This window comes from Pseudomonas frigoris (assembly GCF_047758635.1).
GTDB classification, from domain to species: Bacteria; Pseudomonadota; Gammaproteobacteria; order Pseudomonadales; family Pseudomonadaceae; genus Aquipseudomonas; species Aquipseudomonas frigoris.
Map to the genome: position 1 here is coordinate 1024640 of NZ_CP180479.1, position 18508 is coordinate 1043147.

An 18508-nucleotide genomic window follows, 5' to 3' on the forward strand; every position below is an offset into this window, starting at 1 on the left:
GCGCAAGAGTGAATTGGGCAACGCTGTCTGTTTCCACAAGCATCGGTCCTCGATACTGGCTGCATCACTTATTAACGCAGGGAGTTTCTCCATGAACGTATTCATTACCGGCGCCGCGGGTTTCATCGGCGGCTCCATCGCCACGGGTCTGGTCCGCGCCGGCCACAACGTCACCGGTCTGGTGCGCAGCACCGAACAAGCTAATGAATTGCGCGAACTGGGCATCACCCCGGTAATCGGCACGCTTGACGACAGCGCATTGCTGGCCGAACAGGCCCGTGCTGCCGATGCGGTGATCAACGCCGCGAGCAGCGACCACCGCGGTGCGGTTGATGCTTTGCTCGATGCACTTCGCGGTTCCAACAAAGTGTTCCTGCACACCAGCGGCTCGAGCATTGTTGGCGATGCGTCGGGCGGCAAATCCAGCGACGTTATCTATTACGAAGACAACCTGCCGGAGCCGACTGTCGACAAGGCTGCTCGCGTGGCCATCGACAACCTGATCCTTGCGGCTGCGAAAGACGGAGTGAACTCGGCAGTCATCTGCAACACTTTGATCTACGGCCACAGCCTGGGCGTCAAACGTGACAGCGTGCAATTGCCGCGCTTGCTGAAACAGGCGCGTAAAAGTGGTGTGGTCCGGCATGTCGGTACCGGCCAGAACATCTGGTCCAACGTACACATCGAAGACGTGGTTTCCCTGTACCTGCTGGCGCTGACCAAAAACGTACCGGGCACCTTCTACTTCGTCGAAAGCGGTGAAGCGTCGTTCATCGACATGACCACTGCGATTGCCCAAGCGCTGAATCTGGGTGAGCCACAAGACTGGCCGCTGAAAGAGGCCGAAGCCGAGTGGGGTTATGAAATGGCCAACTATGGCCTGGGCTCCAACAGCCGGGTTCGCGGTAAAAAGGCGCGGGAGTTGCTGGGCTGGGCGCCGAAGCGGACATCGGTGATTGAATGGATTCGTGACGAGATGGTTTGAGTTCACTCTAGACCGCGTCGCTGCCTTCGCGAGCAAGCCCGCTCCCACATTTGATCTCTAGCCGACACAGATTTTGTGTACGACGAAGATCCACTGTGGGAGCGAGCTTGCTCGCGATTGCGTTTCTGGCGACCCAATAACTGGCCGGGTCGCCCTCAATTCCGTAACATCCGCCCCCTCTTTTCCCGCCTGTATTCTAGGTCAGCCATGAAATCCAAACGTCTGCGCGCCGAGACCCTGGCCGGACTCACCACGTCTTTCGCCCTGCTACCCGAATGCATCGCCTTCGCGCTGGTTGCTCACCTCAATCCATTGATGGGGCTTTACGGCGCCTTCATCATTTGCACCCTGACCGCGCTTTTTGGTGGGCGGCCGGGCATGGTGTCCGGCGCCGCTGGATCGATGGCCGTGGTGATCGTCGCTTTGGTGGTGCAGCACGGTGTGCAGTATTTGCTGGCGACCGTGCTGCTGGGTGGGCTGATCATGCTCGCGTTCGGGTTGCTGAAGCTTGGCAAGCTGGTGCGCATGGTGCCGCACCCGGTGATGCTCGGCTTCGTCAACGGCCTGGCGATCATCATTGCTCTGGCGCAGCTGGAACACTTCAAGAGCGGTGACGTCTGGCTCAGCGGCACGCCGCTGTACTTGATGGCAGGGCTGGTTGCCGTGACGATGGCCATCGTTTACTTGCTGCCGCGTCTGACGCGCGCCGTGCCGCCGGCGCTGGTGGCGATTCTGGGCGTTGGTCTGGCGGTTTATCTGCTCGGTCTGCCGACCCGTACCTTGGGCGACATGGCGCACATCGCCGGCGGCTTGCCGACCTTTGCGCTGCCAGACATCCCCTGGAGCCTGGAAACCCTGCGCATCATCGCCCCTTACGCGATATTGATGGCGTTGGTCGGTCTGCTGGAGACCCTGCTGACCCTGAACCTCACCGACGAGATCACCGAGAGCCGTGGCTACCCGGATCGCGAATGCGTGGCGCTAGGCGCGGCCAACATGGTCTCTGGTGTATTCGGCGGTATGGGTGGCTGCGCGATGATCGGCCAGACGGTGATCAACCTCAGTTCCGGCGGTCGCGGTCGGCTGTCTGGTGTGGTGGCCGGGGTGATGATCTTGTTGTTCATCCTCTTCCTCTCGCCGCTGATCGAGCGCATCCCGCTGGCTGCATTGGTCGGGGTGATGTTCGTGGTGTCGCAGCAGACCTTCGCCTGGGCCTCGCTTCGGGTGTTGAACAAAGTGCCGCTGAACGATGTGTTGGTGATCATCGCGGTAACGGTCATTACGGTGTTCACCGATCTGGCCACTGCGGTGCTCTGCGGGATTATCATTGCGGCGCTCAACTTTGCCTGGCAGCAGGCCCGCGAGCTCTATGCTGACGCTCATATCGAAGCCGACGGCAGTAAGCTCTATCACCTGCATGGCACGCTGTTCTTCGCATCGACCACACCTTTCCTCAATCAATTCGATCCCGCCAACGATCCGCCCGTCGTGACGATCGATTGTCGCCACCTGAGCTTTGTCGACTATTCGGCCATCGCCGCGCTAAAGACGCTGCGTGAACGCTACGGCAAGGCAGGCAAACATCTGCGCGTGCTGCACTTGTCCGAACGCTGCAAGAAACTGCTCAAGCGCGCCCGCGTCAATCACGACTGAGACTGGCAACTGATCGTTCCCACGCGTGGGAACGATCATGTAAATAACTCCCCGTGATTTTCATAACCTACGACCGCCCATACCTCTGCGCGACAACCCTTATCCCTCCACGAAAATTACTTTCACCTAGTTTGAAAATAACACCTCGAAATGTTTTATGAGTTTCACAACCCATTCGACGTGACCCTTTCGAGGAGTACCGCATGACACCGTCCTTCGGCTATTGGCTGCTGGTTTACGCCGCCATCGCCATCATCGCGCTGATCGTTCTGATCGCCCGCTATCGGCTCAATCCGTTCATCGTAATCACCCTGGTCTCCATCGGCCTGGCGTTGCTGGCCGGGATGCCACCGTCGGGCGTAGTGGGGGCGTACGAAGCGGGCGTCGGCAAAACGCTGGGCCATATCGCGCTGGTGGTCGCGCTGGGCACGATGCTCGGGAAGATGATGGCCGAGTCCGGTGGTGCCGAGCAGATGGCGCGTACGTTGATCGACCGCTTCGGTGAGAAAAATGCGCACTGGGCGATGGTTTGCATCGCTTTCCTTGTAGGACTGCCGCTGTTCTTCGAGGTCGGTTTTGTACTGCTGGTGCCGATCGCTTTCACCGTAGCGCGGCGCGTGGGCGTGTCGATTCTGATGGTCGGTTTGCCAATGGTCGCCGGGCTCTCGGTGGTCCACGCCCTGGTGCCGCCACACCCGGCGGCGATGCTGGCGGTGCAGGCCTATCAGGCCTCGGTGGGGCAGACCTTGCTTTACGCGATCCTGATCGGGATTCCGACCGCGATCATCGCCGGCCCCCTCTACGCCAAGTTCATCGTGCCGCGCATTCAACTGCCGGAAGATAACCCGCTGGAGCGTCAGTTTCTCGAGCGTGAACCGCGCGACAGCCTGCCGGGTTTCGGCATCACCATGGCGACCATTCTGTTGCCAGTGGTGCTGATGCTGATCGGCGGCTGGGCCAATCTGATTTCCACGCCGGGCAGCGGTTTCAATCAGTTTCTGTTGTTCATCGGCAATTCGGTGATCGCCTTGCTGCTGGCGACCTTGCTGAGCTTCTGGACGCTTGGTCTGGCCCAAGGCTTCAACCGCGAATCGATCCTCAAATTCACCAACGAATGCCTGGCACCGACTGCCAGCATCACCTTGCTGGTTGGCGCCGGCGGTGGTTTGAACCGGATTCTGGTGGACGCCGGTGTCACCGACCAAATCGTCAGCCTGGCCCAGGTATTCCACCTGTCGCCTCTGTTGATGGGCTGGCTGTTCGCCGCGCTGATGCGCATCGCCACCGGGTCCGCCACCGTGGCCATGACCACCGCGTCGGGGATCGTCGCGCCGGTGGCCATTGGTCTGGGGTATCCCCATCCGGAGCTGTTGGTGCTGGCGACGGGCGCGGGGTCGGTTATCTTTTCCCACGTCAATGACGGCGGTTTCTGGTTGATCAAGGAATACTTCAACATGACCGTCGCCCAGACCTTCAAGACCTGGACGGTGCTCGAGACCATTATCTCGGTCGTCGCCTTCGGTCTGACCGTTGGCCTTTCTTACCTGCTTTAGCCGGAGCCGCCCGCCATGGACATCCTCTACCAGATCCGCGCCCGTCAGGATTCCTTCAGCGCGGGCGAAGGACGCATCGCTCGGCTGATGCTCGACGACGTAGGATTTGCCTCCGCCGCCAGTCTCGATGAACTGGCGCTGAGAGCGGAAGTCAGCACCGCCACGCTCTCGCGTTTTGCTCGTACGGTCGGCTGCCGCGACTTGCGCGATCTGCGTCTGCAACTGGCCCAGGCCAGCGGTGTTGGCAGCCGTTTTCTCGACCCCGCGAGTGCGCCCGAGCAGTCGGCGTTTTATGGGCAGATCGTTGGCGATATCGAATCGACCCTACGCCAGCATCTGTCGGCCTTCGACGAATCACGTTTCGCCGACGCGGTGAAATTGCTGGGCAAGGCGCGGATGATTCACGCCTTCGGCATGGGCGGTTGCTCGACTTTGTGCAGTGATGAATTGCAAGTACGGCTGGTGCGTTTCGGCTACCCGATTGCGGTGTGCCACGACCCGGTGATGATGCGCGTGACTGCCGCCAGCCTCGATGCCGAACGCGCAGTCATTGCCTGTTCGCTGACCGGCATCACGCCCGAACTGCTCGAGGCCGTCGAGCTGGCGCGCAGTTACGGCGCACGAATTCTCGCCATCACCCGGGCCGACTCGCCCCTGGCGCAATTGGCTGATGTGCTGCTGCCGCTGCAAGGCGTCGAAACCTCATTCATCTACAAACCCACGGCGGCGCGCTACGGCATGTTGCTGGCCATCGACGTGCTCGCCACCGAGCTGGCGCTGGCCAATCCTGAAGACAATCAAGAGCGTCTGCGGCGGATCAAACTCGCCCTGGACGATTACCGCGGCGGCGACGATCACTTGCCGCTGGGAGACTGACGTGATGTACGACACGCTTATCCGCAACGCCCTGATCATCGACGGCAGCGACGCGCCCGGTTACCCCGCCGACGTGGCGATTCTGAACGGCCGCATCGAGCGTATCGGCGACTTGCACGATGCCAACGCCACCGAAGAAATCGACGCCGCCGGCCGCGTGTTGGCGCCAGGTTTCATCGACGTGCACACTCACGACGACACCGTGGTGATCCGCCAGCCGCAGATGCTGCCCAAGCTCAGCCAGGGCGTGACCACAGTGATTGTCGGCAACTGCGGGATCAGCGCATCGCCGGTGAGTTTGCGCGGTGATCCTCCCGACCCGATGAACCTGCTCGGCACCGCTGCTGCGTTCGTTTATCCGAGGTTCAGCGACTACCGCGCCGCCGTCGAAGCGGCGAAAACTACGCTGAACGTGGCCGCACTGGTCGGCCACACGGCGCTGCGCAGCAACCACCTCGACGATCTGTTTCGTACTGCCACGCAGGACGAAATCAGCGCGATGCGCGAGCAACTGCGCGACAGTCTTGAGGCCGGTGCGTTGGGCCTGTCTACGGGGCTTGCCTATGCCAACGCCTTCTCGGCTTCCACCGATGAAGTGATGCAGCTGACCGAAGAGTTGACCGCCTTCGGCGCGGTCTACACCACCCATTTGCGTAGCGAATTCGAGCCGGTGCTGGAGGCCATGGACGAAGCATTCCGGATCGGCCGTCATGCGAAAACACCGGTGATCATTTCCCACCTCAAATGTGCGGGCGCCGGTAACTGGGGGCGCAGTCCGCAACTGTTGGCGTCCCTTGAGCAGGCGGCGAAAACCCACCCGGTAGGCTGCGACTGTTACCCCTACGCGGCGAGTTCATCGACGCTGGACCTCAAGCAAGTCACCGACGCTCATCGCATCACCATCACCTGGTCAGCGCCGCACCCTGAAGTGGGTGGCCGTGACCTGATGGACATCGCTGCTGAGTGGGGCGTGCCGCTACTTGATGCCGCCCGACGCCTGCAACCGGCCGGTGCGGTGTACTACGGAATGGACGAGGCGGATGTACGAAGAATCCTCGCGCATCCGCTGTCGATGGTGGGATCTGACGGATTGCCGGAAGACCCGTTCCCGCATCCACGCTTGTGGGGTGCATTCCCACGCGTGCTCGGACATTTCAGTCGAGACGTAGGGCTGTTTCCGCTGCACACCGCCGTGCACAAGATGACGGGGTTGTCGGCGGCGCGATTTGGCTTGAAGGAACGTGGCGAAATCCGTGAAGGACATTGGGCGGATCTGGTGTTGTTCAATGCTGTGACCATTCGCGATGTGGCGGATTTCAATGATCCGCAACGGGCGGCGGAAGGTATCGATGGGGTTTGGGTCAACGGTGTGTTGAGTTACAGCGAAGGTCAGGCAAACGGAAGAAGGGAAGGGCGGTTTCTGGCGCGGCAAGGGGACTTGCGTGATGGGTTTCAGTAAACATTCCGAGTGCTGCGTCACAGTGATGGCACATTGAGACTAAAGAAAGCCATCGCCAAGCCGAAGCGCTGACATCTCGCCCAGCTACACTCTGGGCCTTATCAGTCTGGGAGCAACTCCATGAGCTTCGGCAAAACCACCCCGATCCTGCGGATTTTCGATGAAATCAAGGCCGTGGAGTTCTACGTCGACTTCCTGGGTTTCAAGATCGACTGGCAGCATCGCTTCGAACCCGGTTTTCCGCTGTACCTGCAAGTCTCTCGCGGCGAATGTGTGCTGCACCTCTCCGAGCACCACGGTGACAGCACGCCGGGCTCGGCGCTGCGGATTGAGACTGATGAGTTGGAAGTGTTCCAGCAGCAGTTGCTGGCCAAGGAGTATCCCTTTGCTCACCCGCAGATTCAGGCCATGCCCTGGGGAAGCCAGGACATGACGATCAGTGATCCGTTCGGGAATCGGTTGGTGTTTACCAATGCGATTAGTGTTTGAGAATGGGGTTAACAGCGAATCTCTCGTTTGTTTGTTAGATAGCCATCGCGAGCAAGCTCGCTCCCACAATGGTTTGCGTCGTTCCACGGTTAAGTGGTCGGCATCGATCAAGTGTGGAAGCGGCGGTGCGGCGATCCGACTTGCTCGCGAATGGTTCTTTCATTCACCGCAAAGTGAATGTCAGACCCGGAAGTGACTCACCATCATCTGCAACTGATTGCCCAACCGCGCCAGTTCAACACTGGACGCAGCGGTTTCATCGCTGGCGGCGGCGGTCTGTTCGGACACGTCGCGCACGTTGATGATGCTGCGGCTGATCTCTTCGGCCACGGCACTTTGCTGCTCGGCAGCGGCGGCGATCTGTTGGTTCATCGACTGGATGTTGGACACCGTGCGGGTGATGTTTTCCAGTGATACGCCAGCCTTGCGGGTCAGCGCGACGCTGCTGTCGGTCAGGGCGCGGCTGTTGTTCATCACCGCCGACACTTGTTGCGTGCCGTTCTGCAGACCGGCCACCAGGCCTTCGATTTCTTCGGTGGATTTCTGCGTGCGCTGAGCCAGGCCACGGACTTCGTCGGCCACCACGGCAAAACCACGACCGGCTTCACCGGCACGGGCCGCTTCGATGGCGGCGTTGAGCGCCAGCAGGTTGGTCTGTTCGGCTACCGCCTTGATCACGTCCATGACGCTGCCGATCTTGTCGCTTTCCTGTTGCAGCACGCTCATGGCTTCGGTGGAGCGCGCCACTTCGGTGGCCAGACGTTCGATCTGGGCGATGGCTTCGTTCACCACCTTGTCACCTTCACGGGCTTCGCCGTCAGCAGCGGCCGCCGCCTGGGAGGCTTCTTCGGCGTTGCGCGCGACTTCCTGCACGGTGGCCGTCATCTCGTGCATGGCGGTGGCTACCTGATCGGTTTCGATCTTTTGGCTGTTTACGCCGGCGCTGGTTTGCTCGGTCACGGCAGACAGTTCTTCGGCAGCACTGGCGATCTGGGTGACGCCGTCGCGGATGCCGCTGATCAAGTCGCGCAGGGTCACACCCATGCGAGCGATGCCTTGTTGCAACACGCCGAGTTCGTCGCGGCGAGTCACTTTGACGTCCTGGGACAGATCGCCGCTGGCAATGCGTTCAACCACGGCCAAGGTGTCGCGCAGCGGGCCGGTAATCTGACGGGTGATGATCACGGCAGCAATGATGCCCACCAGCAACGCCAGCAAGGTGCTGATCAGCTGTAGTGTGCGAGCCTGGGCGCTTTCGACGTCACGGCGGTCGAGTTGGATCTGATACAGCTCATCACTCAGGGTCACGATGGCGGCGCCCTGGTCGGTCATTTCCTTGCGTGCCTGCACCGCATCGCTATTCGCCGCTTTATAAGCCTGCAAGGCGCTGCGGTAGTTGGTCAGTGCGGTTTCCAGCTGACGCAGGGCATCTTGCTGGGTGTCGGCGAAATGCACGTTGAGGGGTTTCAGGCTGGCGATTGCCACGTCCAGTTGGCCGACGGCTTTTTGCTCGGTCTCGGCGTTGGTGGTCGCGGTGTAGCCGCGCACTTCGTAGCGGGCCAGCAAGAAGGCTTCCTTGGCCGCCGTGATGGCCTGGAATTGTTCGAAGCGCTGGTCGCTCAGAGGCATTTGTTGCACGCGGGTGTTGATGGCGTTGATCAGCGTGTTCGCGGTGTCGGCATTGACGCCCATGGCGTCGCGCGCGCTATTACCGGTGCGGTAGGCGCTGCGCATTTTGTTCAGGGACGTCTTGTAGGCGTCGATGACGGCGCCTTGCTCTTTGAGCAGCTTGAGGTTTTCCGGGCTCTTGAACTTCACCAGCAGCGCTTGTTGCTGAGCGGAGAACGCCTCGAGCGTGGTCTGGACGTTCTGTGCGGCGGTTTCGTCGCCGTTGGTCAGCATGTATTGCAGGCGAACCACACGCAGCTTGGTCAGGCCGGCATTGAGCTGGGTGATGTCGCTCATCCAGTTGCTGCGGTCAATCAATCCGCCCAGGCTCGTCCAGCCGGTCAGGGCGAGGACGCAGGTCAGGGCCAGGACCAGGCCGAATCCCAGGCCCAGCTTCATGTTCACGCTGATATTGCCGAACCAGCTATTCATCAAAAGTCCTCCAGGAACGTTGTGCTTCAAGATCGTCGATTGGCTGGAAGATTGTTGTTTTTGGTAGCCAGCAAGGTGTGTAGCAGGACTGTATCGGCAGCTATTGCTAGAGCTGAATGGTTTTTGTAGGACCGATGTGTAACAAGGCTTTTGTGCAGGTCTTAAGCTTTTTTTCACATACGTTTCACCGACTGCCGACGCCAGCCTCTTTACTCTCGCCGCACCGAATGAAAGTGATGCGTGCCGGCGAGGCGGTTTGATGTGGTATTGAGACTGAGTCTGTTCGGGGTAAAACGCTCGATTGATCTGAGCCGTTTGGCCCGCTATCGCAATGCGGCTGTCGTGCTCACCTCGTCGCTGTTGGTGATTGCGCTGACGGTCTGGCTGTTGCATCCTGCCGCTGTACCGGACCTGGCCCACGGCAATGTGGCCGGCGCCCGGGCGTTGAAGGCCGATTGGGCCAAGGGCAATGTGATCGTGCTGGTGCGTCACGTTGAACGCTGCGATCACTCCAGCGCCGCCTGTCTGAACGGTAACGATGGCATTACCGAACGCTCTCGCAGTGTCGCGGTGGGTGTCGGTGCGCAGTTCGGACAACTGGGGCTGAACAAGGCCGACATCTACAACAGCCCCGTCCTCCGTACAGCGCAGACCGCTGGCTACATGTTCAACAAGGTCAGTGTCGGTGAAGAATGGTTGATCAATTGCAAGGGCACCATGCTGCGCGACGCTCTGGCGCACAAGGTGGCCGGGCGAAACCTGATTCTGGTGACCCACAGCGAATGCATGTCACAACTTGAGAAAGACCTCAAATTGCCGAGCGCTACCCTTGGCTACGGTGCTTCTTTGTTTATCTCGGCCGAAACGCCTCAGGCGCCCCGGATGCTCGGTGTCATCGAAGCCTCGGATTGGCACTCGGTGACCGCCGAATGAATTCACTTTCTGGATCAGGAAACACGATGTTGACTTCTTCCCGCTACCGCTTTTACTGGGTGAACTTCGGCATTCCGCTGGCCTGTGCGGTCGTGGTTTTCCTGCTGTTCGACCTGACCAAAATCGATATTGCTTTCAATGATCTTTTTTATGACCCGGTCACGCAGACGTTTCCGCTGGATCATATCCAACTGTTCGAAAAGATCACCCATAAATGGGCGCGGATCATCCCGAACTGGACCGGAGAGTTAGCGATCGTCGGCGCCTTGCTGTCGTTTCTCTGGCCGCGTTTGAAGGCCGAAAAGCATTCGAAAATCATCGCATTCCTGGAAAAAATCAAAGTCGCGCCGGTGCTTCGGTTCGCCAGCAAGCACCGTCGGGACTTCCTCTACGTGGTGTTCGCGTTCTCCATCTGCACCGGTGTGATCCACTACCTCAAGGGCCACACCAGCGTGTACTGCCCGATCGAAACGACCCAGTACGCGGGGAAAATCGAGCATAAGGAGTGGTATCAGAATTTCGATCTGCTGAAAGTTGCCGGCAAGGGTCGCTGCTGGCCGGGCGGGCACGCCTCGGGTGGTTTCACCATGCTCGCGCTGTACTTCGTGGCGCGTCGTTACCGCTGGCGCTATTCCAAAGCGGTGATGTATGGCTCGCTGCTGCTCGGTTTCGTCTACGGCACGACGCGGGTTGTGCAAGGCTGGCACTACATGTCCCACACCTTCTGGGCCGGGATCTTCGTATGGCTGGCGTGTTTGCTGACAGCGCTGGCGTTCTATGGGCGAGCCCGGCTGGAGCAACCGGTGCTGCAAGCGCATGAGCGGCCTGAAAGCGTTGCACAACCTCAGACGGCTAGCTGATTCAAAAGACTTGAACGACAAAACCCGCCAACCCTGAAGAGAGTGGCGGGTTTTTTGTTGTCCGTCTTGTGGGGGGAAGTCAGGAGATTGCCTTCGCGAGCAGGCTCACTCCTACTGAAAAACAACGGGCTAAAAAAAGTACACGGGGCGAATTCTTAACAAAGTGTGAACAAGTGGTGTGATCTATTAATGGCAAATGTCGACCCTTGCTTTCCCTTAATGTCTGGTTGGCCATGCCAAGTGAGCCCTTGATTGAAACGACCCCAAACTCCATCACCCGCGGCAAAACGTTTTGTCCCCGGAAAGGCTGTTCGCAGGCTAAGCATCGTCGCGATCTTCTTGCTGATTGGCGCAGCGATAGTCGGGTACTGGATATTTACACCGCCAGCGCCGTTTGTTCCGTTGAGTGGTCTGGATCCTTCCACCGTGTCGATGATCGCCTTGGGCGATCAGGGCAGCGGCGATTTGCAACAGTGGCGAGTGGGGCAGGCCATGGAGCGAGTCGCGGCCAGAGACGGGCGGCTGGACATGGTCGTGTTGTTGGGCGACAACTTCTATGGCAAACCGCTGACCAGTACCCACGACCTTAGTTGGCAAATGAAATTCGAGCGCGTCTATTGGGGCCAGTGGCTGAGTCATGTGCCGTTCTACGCCGTGCTGGGCAATCACGATTACCCCACGTCGCAAAAGGTCGAACTCGAATATGGCCGGCAGCGCAAGGGCTCGGGTCGCTGGCAGATGTCGAGCAACTTCTACGTCAAGGATTTCGGCAGCGTCGATGGTCGACCGTTGGTGCGAATGGTGTTCCTCGACACCTCGGCGCCACGGGAATCCTTTCAGCGTCAGATCGACATGCTTGACCAGGCCTTCCAGCAACCGGGACCGGCACCTGTATGGCGCATCGCGGCGGCCCATCACCCGGTCCGCAATCATGGCCAGCATGGTGAAGACGGTGAACTGGTCAACCTGTTGTTGCCCGCACTGGAACGCAACAAGGTCGACATGTTCCTGGCCGGGCACGACCACAATCAGCAACTGCTGCTACGCGCGGCCGAGCCAGCCTGGGTGGTTTCCGGGGCCGGGGGCCAGAAACTCTACGCCGTTGGCGCCGGATCGCAGGACACCTCGTTTGCCACCGCACATGCCGGTTTTGCCAAACTTGATTTGAATCCCAGCCAATTGCGGCTGACCTACTATGACGATCGAGGCAACCTGGAAACCGGTTATCGTTGGGACCGGGATTGTCAGTGGATGGCCAAAGGCTGCCTGTTGCCCGACGTTGCGCAAAAGGTGGTCGTGCAATAACACGATGAGCGCTTAGCGGTACCCGGCATTCGGCGCCGGGTTGATCAACGCTGTCAGCACATGATCCTGCCAGCGCCCGGCGATACTCAGGTAGGCCTTGGCATAGCCCTCACGTTCAAATCCCAGGCGCTGCAGCAGCCGCGCACTGCGTTCATTGCCAGGGATGTAATTGGCCATGATCCGGTGCAGCTTCTGCTCATCGAACATGTAGCCGATTCCCGCTTCCAGTGCTTCCTGCATCAAGCCGCGGCCCTGATGAGATTCGTCGATGTGGTAACCGAGATAGCAGGCCTGAAACGCCCCGCGAGTGATGCCGCTGAAGTTGCAGGCGCCGATCATCTGGCCGTTGTCCGGATCCAGGAGCGCGAAATGCACCGCCAGACCGGCCTGGAAAGCACTGGCTTGCACCTCAAGGCGCGGGCGGATGCGTTCAGGGCTGTGGTAATCGACGGGGCGAATCGGCGACCACCGGGCGAGATGCCTCAGGTTGCGCCGGTAGAAGTCGCTTTCCAGCGCCGCCTGTTCAGGGTCGAGCACCACTAGCGTCAAGCGTTTACAGGGCAGGGACAACAGCGGCATAGGGCGCTCCGGTTCACGGGGATCGTCGCGCAAGCATTGCGTGGCCAGCGGGAAAACTCAAATCGCCAGCGGCAATGTCACGATGAAGGTGCTGCCTTTGCTGTCACCGTCACTCATGCCGATCACGGTGCCGCCATGGGCTTCTACCAGCTCGCGCACCACCGTCAGGCCAATGCCGAGGCCCGCGCCATTGAAACCGACCGCATGAACGTCCTGGACAAAGGGCTCGAAGATAAAGGGCAGCGCTTTGGCGGAAATACCGATGCCGTCATCGCAAATGCTCATCTGCAGCACGTCGGCTTCAGCGGTCACCGACAGCGTGACATTGCCGTGTGCCGGTGTGTATTTGGCTGCGTTGCCCAGCAGGTTGCCGAGGATCTGCGTAAGGCGCACCGGGTCACCATTCACCGCCAACGCGCACTCGGGCAGTTCAACGGTGAAGTGCAAATGGTGAGCCGTCATCACCGGGCTACAAACGTCGATGGTCTGATGGATGATCTGCACCATGTCCACGATGCGGCAATCGAGGCGCAGCTTGCCGGTGCTGGCGCGGGAGACGTCGAGCAAATCGTCCACCAGCCGCGACATGTGCTGCACCTGGCTTTCGATCAACGCCTGCATGCGCGGCAGTTCCTCACTGGGCACGCGCACCAGACGCCCGGCGATCATGCTGATGGGCGTCAGCGGGTTGCGCAGTTCGTGGGCCACCAGGGTGAGGATGTTGCGTTGTTGTTCCAGGGTTTGTTCGGCTGAGGCTTGCAGGTCTTGCGCGCTGAGGGCCGCGATCACCAATTGCGCGTTGGCTTCACGCATCTCCAGGAACAGGCGTTGTTCTTCCTGCGTGCGTTTTGGTTTTTCTGCATCGGACTGCGCCAGCAAAATGGCCAGCACCAATTGCTGATTGGCCTCGATCAGTTGCTCGACCTGCTGGCTATCGACCAGCCGGGTGTTGGCGTCGCTCAGCTCTTTTTGCAGCGCCGCCAGCACTGCCCGTGCCTCAACAGTTTTCTGGCCGAGCAGGAACAGTTCGCGAGCGGCGGTGGCCATCGCTTGCTCGTTCTTGCCATTGGCCTCACTCATGATTTTTGCTCATCCGTCGTCTTTGCTCGAACGCTGCCGGGTAGGCCGGCCACCGAGTAAGCCTTCCTGGTCTGGCAACATCTCGCCGATTTGCAGGCCGTTCTCGTCGATGTGGTACTGGCGCAGTTCATCGGAATGGGCGCTGGCCCGCACCTTGACCACGGCCATGATGCGCAGCAAACGGCTCTGCACTTCAATGTAGCGCTGAACGATGATGGCGTCGGTGAGAAATGCCGTGCCGTAAGGGCTGAAACGCAGGTCGGTGTAGCGGTCTTCCAGCTCTGAGGTCATCAACACGCTGACCCCGGCGCTCGTCAACGCAGTGACCATGCGCGACAGCGACTCGCGAAAGTCTTCGCGGAAGGTCGGCGCCAGCGCCAGTTCGAAACCCGACAATGAATCGATCACCACACGGGTGGCTTTCAGCCGGCTGATCTCGCTGAGCAGCAATTGCACGATCTCGTCGATGGACAGGTCCGGGGCCCGGCTGTCCACCAGACCGACCTGTCCGCTCTGGATCAGGCCCGTTAGGGTGGCGTTCTGGGAGTGATTAGGCCGTTGTTCAAACACCGCGATCACACCGGTTTCGCCATTACGCGCGCCTTCGGCCAGGAAGGTGGACGCCAGAATGCTTTTGCCCGAGCCTGATGGCCCGGCCACCAGCAAGGAATAACCACGGGGCAGGCCACCACCCAGCATCTCGTCGAGCTGTGGCACGCCCATTTTCAGGCGCTTGATGGGGAACTCCAGCGGCGCTTCAACCGGATTGAGTGGCGCAGGCGCAAAGACCTTGATCCCCGACGTCGCGATACGGAAGGTGTGCAGCCCTGGCAGCGTCGGCTGGCCGCGCATCTTCATGATTTCCATCTTGCGCACCATGGAATTGCGCTGAACGCTCTGGCGCAGCCAGATCAGGCCATCGGCCACGGTGAAAATCGGGTTGGTGTCGGTTTCGGTGAAGTATTCGCCAATCAGGAAGGTCGTGGCCTGCCAGGTGGTCATCAACATGCCCAGTTGCTGAACGAACTGCGGCAGGTTGTTGTTGGGGTTGTCCTGGGTCTGGCTCGCCAGGACCACCGAACGGAACGAGTCGACGAATACCAGTGACGGGGAGTGAGCCTCCACCTCGCTGACGATACGTCGCAGCACTTCGTCCAGATTCCCGGCCAGGGTGTCGTCAGCCAGGTTGACGTAGCGGATTGACTGGTTGATCGCTTCGCTGTCGAAAAAGTCGAATTGCTGCTGGTAACGCAGCATCTTCAGCGGCGGCTCGCCCAGCACCGTAAAAAACAGCGCCGGGCGCTCGGGCGTCGCCAGGGCGAACATCATCTGATGCGCCAGGGTGGTTTTGCCACAGCCAGGCGGACCTGCGATCAGGTTGAACGAAAACTCCGGCAATCCTCCGCCCAGCACCTCGTCCAGTCCTGGCACGCCGGTGGCCAGGCGGTTGATAGTCACTTTGGTGCTCATGGCGAAATTTCCTGCGAAGGGGTGTCGCTCAAAGAAGGTTCCCACACGCCACGAAGCAAACGTGCGGTGAGCGAGGGCCCGATCAGCGTGGTCAGCAGCTCGTAAAACGTGGTCAGCAACACTTCACCGAAAAACAGCGCATCGGCATCGCTTTGCTCAACGAGTACGGACTTGAGGGCAGTCAGATCCAGGGAGGCCGCCTGCACACTGTCATAGGTGCCGGCCAAACGCGGATGGCTGGAGGCGCACAGATGAAGGCTGCGGCGATAAAGCGCGACAACCCCTTGCTGGCCAATGATGGGCGTGAGGGCTGCGTCCATATCCTGCAATATTGATGCGATCGCTTGCGCGACTGTTGCAATGTCAGCGTTGGGGCCAACGCGGTGCGCCAGAGAAGCTACGATCTGGCGGCTCTCATCGCTTAGCGTGGACATGGCTAACTGATATCTGATGGACAGTGCTTGATGGTGCACCCTATGGCGGTGTCGGGAGTGGTTTGCGTCAGGGGATTGCAGCAGGGCCCGAAAAACCGACTCTTTAGTGCATGGGCAAACAAAACAGCAGGCAAAAAAAAGCCCGCGGGAGGGCGGGCAAACCGTAGTTTCTTGAATGAGCGAGCGCAATGTACCCGTTGGTGAAAGGTCGTGGGGTGAAGAAAAATTCATGTCGATGAGTGCCCGCCGTTTCACGCCCTGAGACACGCCTACGGCAAATGATCCGCCGCAAAGTCCACCTCCGAGCGCGCCCGCAAACGGCCCTTGCGGCAGGCCTGCTGGAATCGTTCGAAGTCGCGCTCATTCTGCGCGGTGTAGCTTTGCGCATACTTGAATAGCGCGTCGGCCAGCGCATCGCTCTTGCCGATGTAGCCACTGATGTGTGCAGCGTTCCCGGATGATTTGGCATGGGCACGGGCCAAGGCGCGGCCACAAATGCGTCCGTAGGCGGCGAAGGTGTCCGCATCGAAAGTCTCGAGTTCAGCCGAGACTTTCATGTCGCGCAACTGGCGCACGTAGAAGTGTCGACCACTGGGGCCGGTGGTCCAGCCGAGGAACAGGTCACTGGCCGATTGCATCAACCGTTGGCCATCGACCACGCGCTGACCGTTATGCCGCACCCGCAATTTAGTCTTCACATAATCGGCAAGCACCGAACGACGTGCCTCCTTGAACTGCAGGAACAGCGGGAACTCCTGATCGTCGGTCAGCAGGGCCACCAGGCAACGAGTCCCGACGCTGCCCACACCGACCACTTTGAACGCCATGTCGTGGGCATGAAAACGCGACAACAGCTCGCGACGGTCGGCTTGCAGGGTGTCGGGATAGTCGCGCATGAACGTGTCGTAAAGCGGCCGCCAGTCCGACAGGCGCAGCCAGTCGTCATCGGCATCCAGCAGCGTGGTGTTGTTGTGTAAGTGGAAAATTTCCGGCAGGTCATCGCGAATGATCAGTCGGCCATGTGCGTCACGTTCACTGATCTTCGGCAGCAGTTCAGCATGGGTGCGACGTTCGGCTTTTTCGATGGCGCGCTCCACGTGCTCCAGGGTCGCTTTGCTTGCCTGTTGCCGCAGATCGTTATAAGTGATGGACTCGTACCAGGTTTCCATGGCGCTTTGTTCGGCGCACTCGAGCATGGTCTGTTGGTAGGCGCCGACCACCTGGCGGCAGACTGTTTCCTGGACCGTGTCGCCATGGCGCAGGTCGCGGGCGGCCACTACGAAACTCGCCACCAGACGTTTCAAGTCCCATTCCCAAGGCCCGGGATGGGCTTCGTCGAAATCGTTGACGCTGAACAGCAGATTGCGTTCCGGCGTTGCAAAACCGCCGAAGTTCATCAGGTGACTGTCGCCGCAGATGGGCGATACCAGGCCCATGTTGGCTATTTCGGCCAAGTCGTGGGCTTGCAGCAGCGCGTTGCCGCGATAGAAGGTGAACGGCGAGACCAGCATGCGGCCGTAGCGCAACTCGACCAGCGACGTGATCCGGCCTTCACTGGACGTTTTGATCAGCGGCAGCGGGTCGCGATTTACTTTCCCCATGGCCGCCTGCGAACTGCGGGAGCAGTTCTTGCGAGCATCCTTGCCTTGCTTCAAGCGGTCTTTGAGGGAGGTCATGTGGGCTCGTATGGTGAGTGTTTTAGACGTGTGAGAGGTGAGTGTAGAAGGGCTTCGGGTCTTCATCCGAAGTGTTTTGGCTTTGACCGTGGGGGCGAACGGGAGCAACTCACCAACGAGCATCCTTCAATACTCAGTCGTCCCCAAAGCCCTCAAAACCCACCCGGCCTCACCAGGCATCAACGTGTACTGAACCTGCCGAATTTTCCCTGTCCTGCCCGCGTCGGCATCCGTGCTGTCATAAACCGGGAACCGCTGCACCAACGCATTTTCCACCACGGCAAACTCGTCCTCGCCCTGGTAGCCCACCGCTATTTTTGGGTTCTCGCTGACAGGTGGTAGATAAATCTCGCTAAGTGACTTCTTGCGATTGGCAGCGTAAGCAATGAGTTCGCCCGGCATCCCGCGTCCCGGCGACCTGATGAAGACGTAAATCTCTGGAGAGCCATTGCGATCAAGGTCGGCGACCTCCGCTCGGACGATGGTGCCGGTGAGCGGGCGTACGATCTCTGTGTTATCGATTTCCAGACCTTGGGGTGCAATGCGTAGAGCACGACTTCCATCGACCGACACGCTCGTCACGTGAAAGCCAATGCCCTGCAATTCAAGTGTCTGGTCGAACGGCTGGTTGCTATCCGTTGCATCACCCGAGCTCAGGCTTAACGAAAGGTTGTAGTTGGCCACTTCATTGCGCCGAGAAGCGCTGCGCATCAGGTATACCTGAACCGTATATTCGCCATCGGCGGGCAATGGTCCCAGAAAGTGATTGCCCATGATCGATCCGTTAAACAACGCATAGTCCGCACCTTTCGCGGTGATGTTGAAGTAGGCAGAGGCGTTGGAAGACTTGAAGTCCACGGTCATCATTTGGCCGGCCTTCGCGTTTAGGCGGTACTGCGCGGTGAGCGGGCCTTTGATGGATCGGGCGAACCTGGCGGTGTCGGAGCCCTTTTTGAAGGTGACCTGCTCGACACGAGGAGCGATCTCGGTGGCGGCGTGTACAGACACAGAAACCATGGCGGCCAGGACGGCTGCGATCCATACGTTCATGTTGAT

Annotated in this window: 16 protein-coding genes and 1 pseudogene; 9 read left to right on the forward strand and 8 right to left on the reverse strand. The window is 59.7% G+C overall.

What is annotated here, in order from left to right:
- Positions 1-91 precede the first annotated feature (91 nt).
- From ACMXYH_RS04595 to ACMXYH_RS04620, 6 genes are all read left to right on the forward strand, one after another.
- The gene (locus ACMXYH_RS04595; RefSeq protein ID WP_415766436.1) at positions 92-985 is read left to right on the forward strand and encodes an NAD-dependent epimerase/dehydratase family protein; all 894 of its coding nucleotides are present in this window, start codon (positions 92-94) and stop codon (positions 983-985) included.
- Between the two features lie 207 nt (positions 986-1192).
- Positions 1193-2638: a SulP family inorganic anion transporter gene (locus tag ACMXYH_RS04600; RefSeq protein ID WP_415766437.1), complete on the forward strand. Its 1446-nt coding sequence runs from the start codon at positions 1193-1195 to the stop codon at positions 2636-2638.
- 203 nt (positions 2639-2841) lie between these two features.
- Positions 2842-4191, forward strand: coding sequence for a GntP family permease (locus tag ACMXYH_RS04605; RefSeq protein WP_111450494.1), 1350 nt, complete (start codon positions 2842-2844; stop codon positions 4189-4191).
- Between the two features lie 15 nt (positions 4192-4206).
- A complete protein-coding gene (locus tag ACMXYH_RS04610) occupies positions 4207-5067 on the forward strand; it encodes a MurR/RpiR family transcriptional regulator (protein ID WP_415766439.1) in 861 nt (286 codons plus the stop codon).
- Between the two features lies 1 nt (position 5068).
- The gene (locus ACMXYH_RS04615) at positions 5069-6526 is read left to right on the forward strand and encodes an N-acyl-D-amino-acid deacylase family protein (RefSeq protein WP_415766440.1); all 1458 of its coding nucleotides are present in this window, start codon (positions 5069-5071) and stop codon (positions 6524-6526) included.
- Between the two features lie 120 nt (positions 6527-6646).
- A complete protein-coding gene (locus ACMXYH_RS04620; RefSeq protein WP_129438690.1) occupies positions 6647-7015 on the forward strand; it encodes a glyoxalase superfamily protein in 369 nt (122 codons plus the stop codon).
- 180 nt (positions 7016-7195) lie between these two features.
- Here the strand turns inward: ACMXYH_RS04620 and ACMXYH_RS04625 are convergent, their stop codons facing one another.
- Together ACMXYH_RS04625 and ACMXYH_RS04630 are read right to left on the reverse strand one after the other, a co-directional pair.
- Positions 7196-8059: a methyl-accepting chemotaxis protein gene (locus tag ACMXYH_RS04625; protein ID WP_411741511.1), complete on the reverse strand. Its 864-nt coding sequence runs from the start codon at positions 8057-8059 to the stop codon at positions 7196-7198.
- A pseudogene (locus tag ACMXYH_RS04630) lies at positions 8054-9115 on the reverse strand (methyl-accepting chemotaxis protein); the annotation flags it as partial. The pseudogene ACMXYH_RS04630 and the gene ACMXYH_RS04625, both read right to left, overlap by 6 nt.
- 261 nt (positions 9116-9376) lie before the next feature.
- On the opposite strand from ACMXYH_RS04630, the gene ACMXYH_RS04635 reads away from it, so the two are divergent.
- From ACMXYH_RS04635 to ACMXYH_RS04645, 3 genes are all read left to right on the forward strand, one after another.
- The gene (locus tag ACMXYH_RS04635; protein ID WP_415766441.1) at positions 9377-10048 is read left to right on the forward strand and encodes a histidine phosphatase family protein; all 672 of its coding nucleotides are present in this window, start codon (positions 9377-9379) and stop codon (positions 10046-10048) included.
- Positions 10049-10074: 26 nt separating this feature from the next.
- Positions 10075-10908 carry a phosphatase PAP2 family protein gene (locus ACMXYH_RS04640; protein WP_415766442.1) on the forward strand — a complete coding sequence of 278 codons (834 nt, stop codon included), beginning with the start codon at positions 10075-10077 and terminating at the stop codon, positions 10906-10908.
- 432 nt (positions 10909-11340) lie between these two features.
- Positions 11341-12213: a metallophosphoesterase gene (locus ACMXYH_RS04645; protein ID WP_415767655.1), complete on the forward strand. Its 873-nt coding sequence runs from the start codon at positions 11341-11343 to the stop codon at positions 12211-12213.
- A 12-nt stretch (positions 12214-12225) separates the two neighbouring features.
- Here the strand turns inward: ACMXYH_RS04645 and rimJ are convergent, their stop codons facing one another.
- From rimJ to ACMXYH_RS04675, 6 genes are all read right to left on the reverse strand, one after another.
- Positions 12226-12792, reverse strand: coding sequence for a ribosomal protein S5-alanine N-acetyltransferase (rimJ, locus tag ACMXYH_RS04650; protein WP_415766443.1), 567 nt, complete (start codon positions 12790-12792; stop codon positions 12226-12228).
- A gap of 57 nt (positions 12793-12849) precedes the next feature.
- Entirely contained in the window at positions 12850-13872 is a 1023-nt protein-coding gene (locus ACMXYH_RS04655) for a sensor histidine kinase (protein WP_415766445.1), read from the reverse strand.
- A gap of 9 nt (positions 13873-13881) precedes the next feature.
- A complete protein-coding gene (locus ACMXYH_RS04660) occupies positions 13882-15342 on the reverse strand; it encodes an RAD55 family ATPase (protein ID WP_415766446.1) in 1461 nt (486 codons plus the stop codon).
- On the reverse strand, positions 15339-16007 hold the full coding sequence (locus ACMXYH_RS04665; RefSeq protein ID WP_415766447.1) for a hypothetical protein: 669 nt from the start codon (positions 16005-16007) through the stop codon (positions 15339-15341). The genes ACMXYH_RS04660 and ACMXYH_RS04665 overlap by 4 nt, the downstream gene beginning before the upstream one ends.
- Before the next feature lie 38 nt (positions 16008-16045).
- Positions 16046-17452, reverse strand: a complete 1407-nt coding sequence (locus tag ACMXYH_RS04670; RefSeq protein WP_415766449.1) for a DUF2252 domain-containing protein — start codon at positions 17450-17452, stop codon at positions 16046-16048.
- A 126-nt stretch (positions 17453-17578) separates the two neighbouring features.
- Positions 17579-18502 (reverse strand): hypothetical protein, encoded by a 924-nt coding sequence (locus tag ACMXYH_RS04675; protein WP_415766450.1) that lies wholly within the window; start codon positions 18500-18502, stop codon positions 17579-17581.
- Positions 18503-18508 lie beyond the last annotated feature (6 nt).

Coding starts and splice junctions, on each gene's coding strand:
- ACMXYH_RS04670 (WP_415766449.1), bottom strand. CDS start 17,452: ATGACCTCCCTCAAAGACCGCTTGAAGCAAGGCAAGGATGCTCGCAAG.
- ACMXYH_RS04645 (WP_415767655.1), top strand. CDS start 11,341: ATGATCGCCTTGGGCGATCAGGGCAGCGGCGATTTGCAACAGTGGCGA.
- ACMXYH_RS04610 (WP_415766439.1), top strand. CDS start 4,207: ATGGACATCCTCTACCAGATCCGCGCCCGTCAGGATTCCTTCAGCGCG.
- ACMXYH_RS04665 (WP_415766447.1), bottom strand. CDS start 16,007: ATGAATTTTTCTTCACCCCACGACCTTTCACCAACGGGTACATTGCGC.
- ACMXYH_RS04600 (WP_415766437.1), top strand. CDS start 1,193: ATGAAATCCAAACGTCTGCGCGCCGAGACCCTGGCCGGACTCACCACG.
- ACMXYH_RS04605 (WP_111450494.1), top strand. CDS start 2,842: ATGACACCGTCCTTCGGCTATTGGCTGCTGGTTTACGCCGCCATCGCC.
- ACMXYH_RS04660 (WP_415766446.1), bottom strand. CDS start 15,342: ATGAGCACCAAAGTGACTATCAACCGCCTGGCCACCGGCGTGCCAGGA.
- ACMXYH_RS04655 (WP_415766445.1), bottom strand. CDS start 13,872: ATGAGTGAGGCCAATGGCAAGAACGAGCAAGCGATGGCCACCGCCGCT.
- ACMXYH_RS04640 (WP_415766442.1), top strand. CDS start 10,075: ATGTTGACTTCTTCCCGCTACCGCTTTTACTGGGTGAACTTCGGCATT.
- ACMXYH_RS04595 (WP_415766436.1), top strand. CDS start 92: ATGAACGTATTCATTACCGGCGCCGCGGGTTTCATCGGCGGCTCCATC.
- rimJ (WP_415766443.1), bottom strand. CDS start 12,792: ATGCCGCTGTTGTCCCTGCCCTGTAAACGCTTGACGCTAGTGGTGCTC.
- ACMXYH_RS04625 (WP_411741511.1), bottom strand. CDS start 8,059: ATGGGTGTGACCCTGCGCGACTTGATCAGCGGCATCCGCGACGGCGTC.
- ACMXYH_RS04620 (WP_129438690.1), top strand. CDS start 6,647: ATGAGCTTCGGCAAAACCACCCCGATCCTGCGGATTTTCGATGAAATC.
- ACMXYH_RS04675 (WP_415766450.1), bottom strand. CDS start 18,502: ATGAACGTATGGATCGCAGCCGTCCTGGCCGCCATGGTTTCTGTGTCT.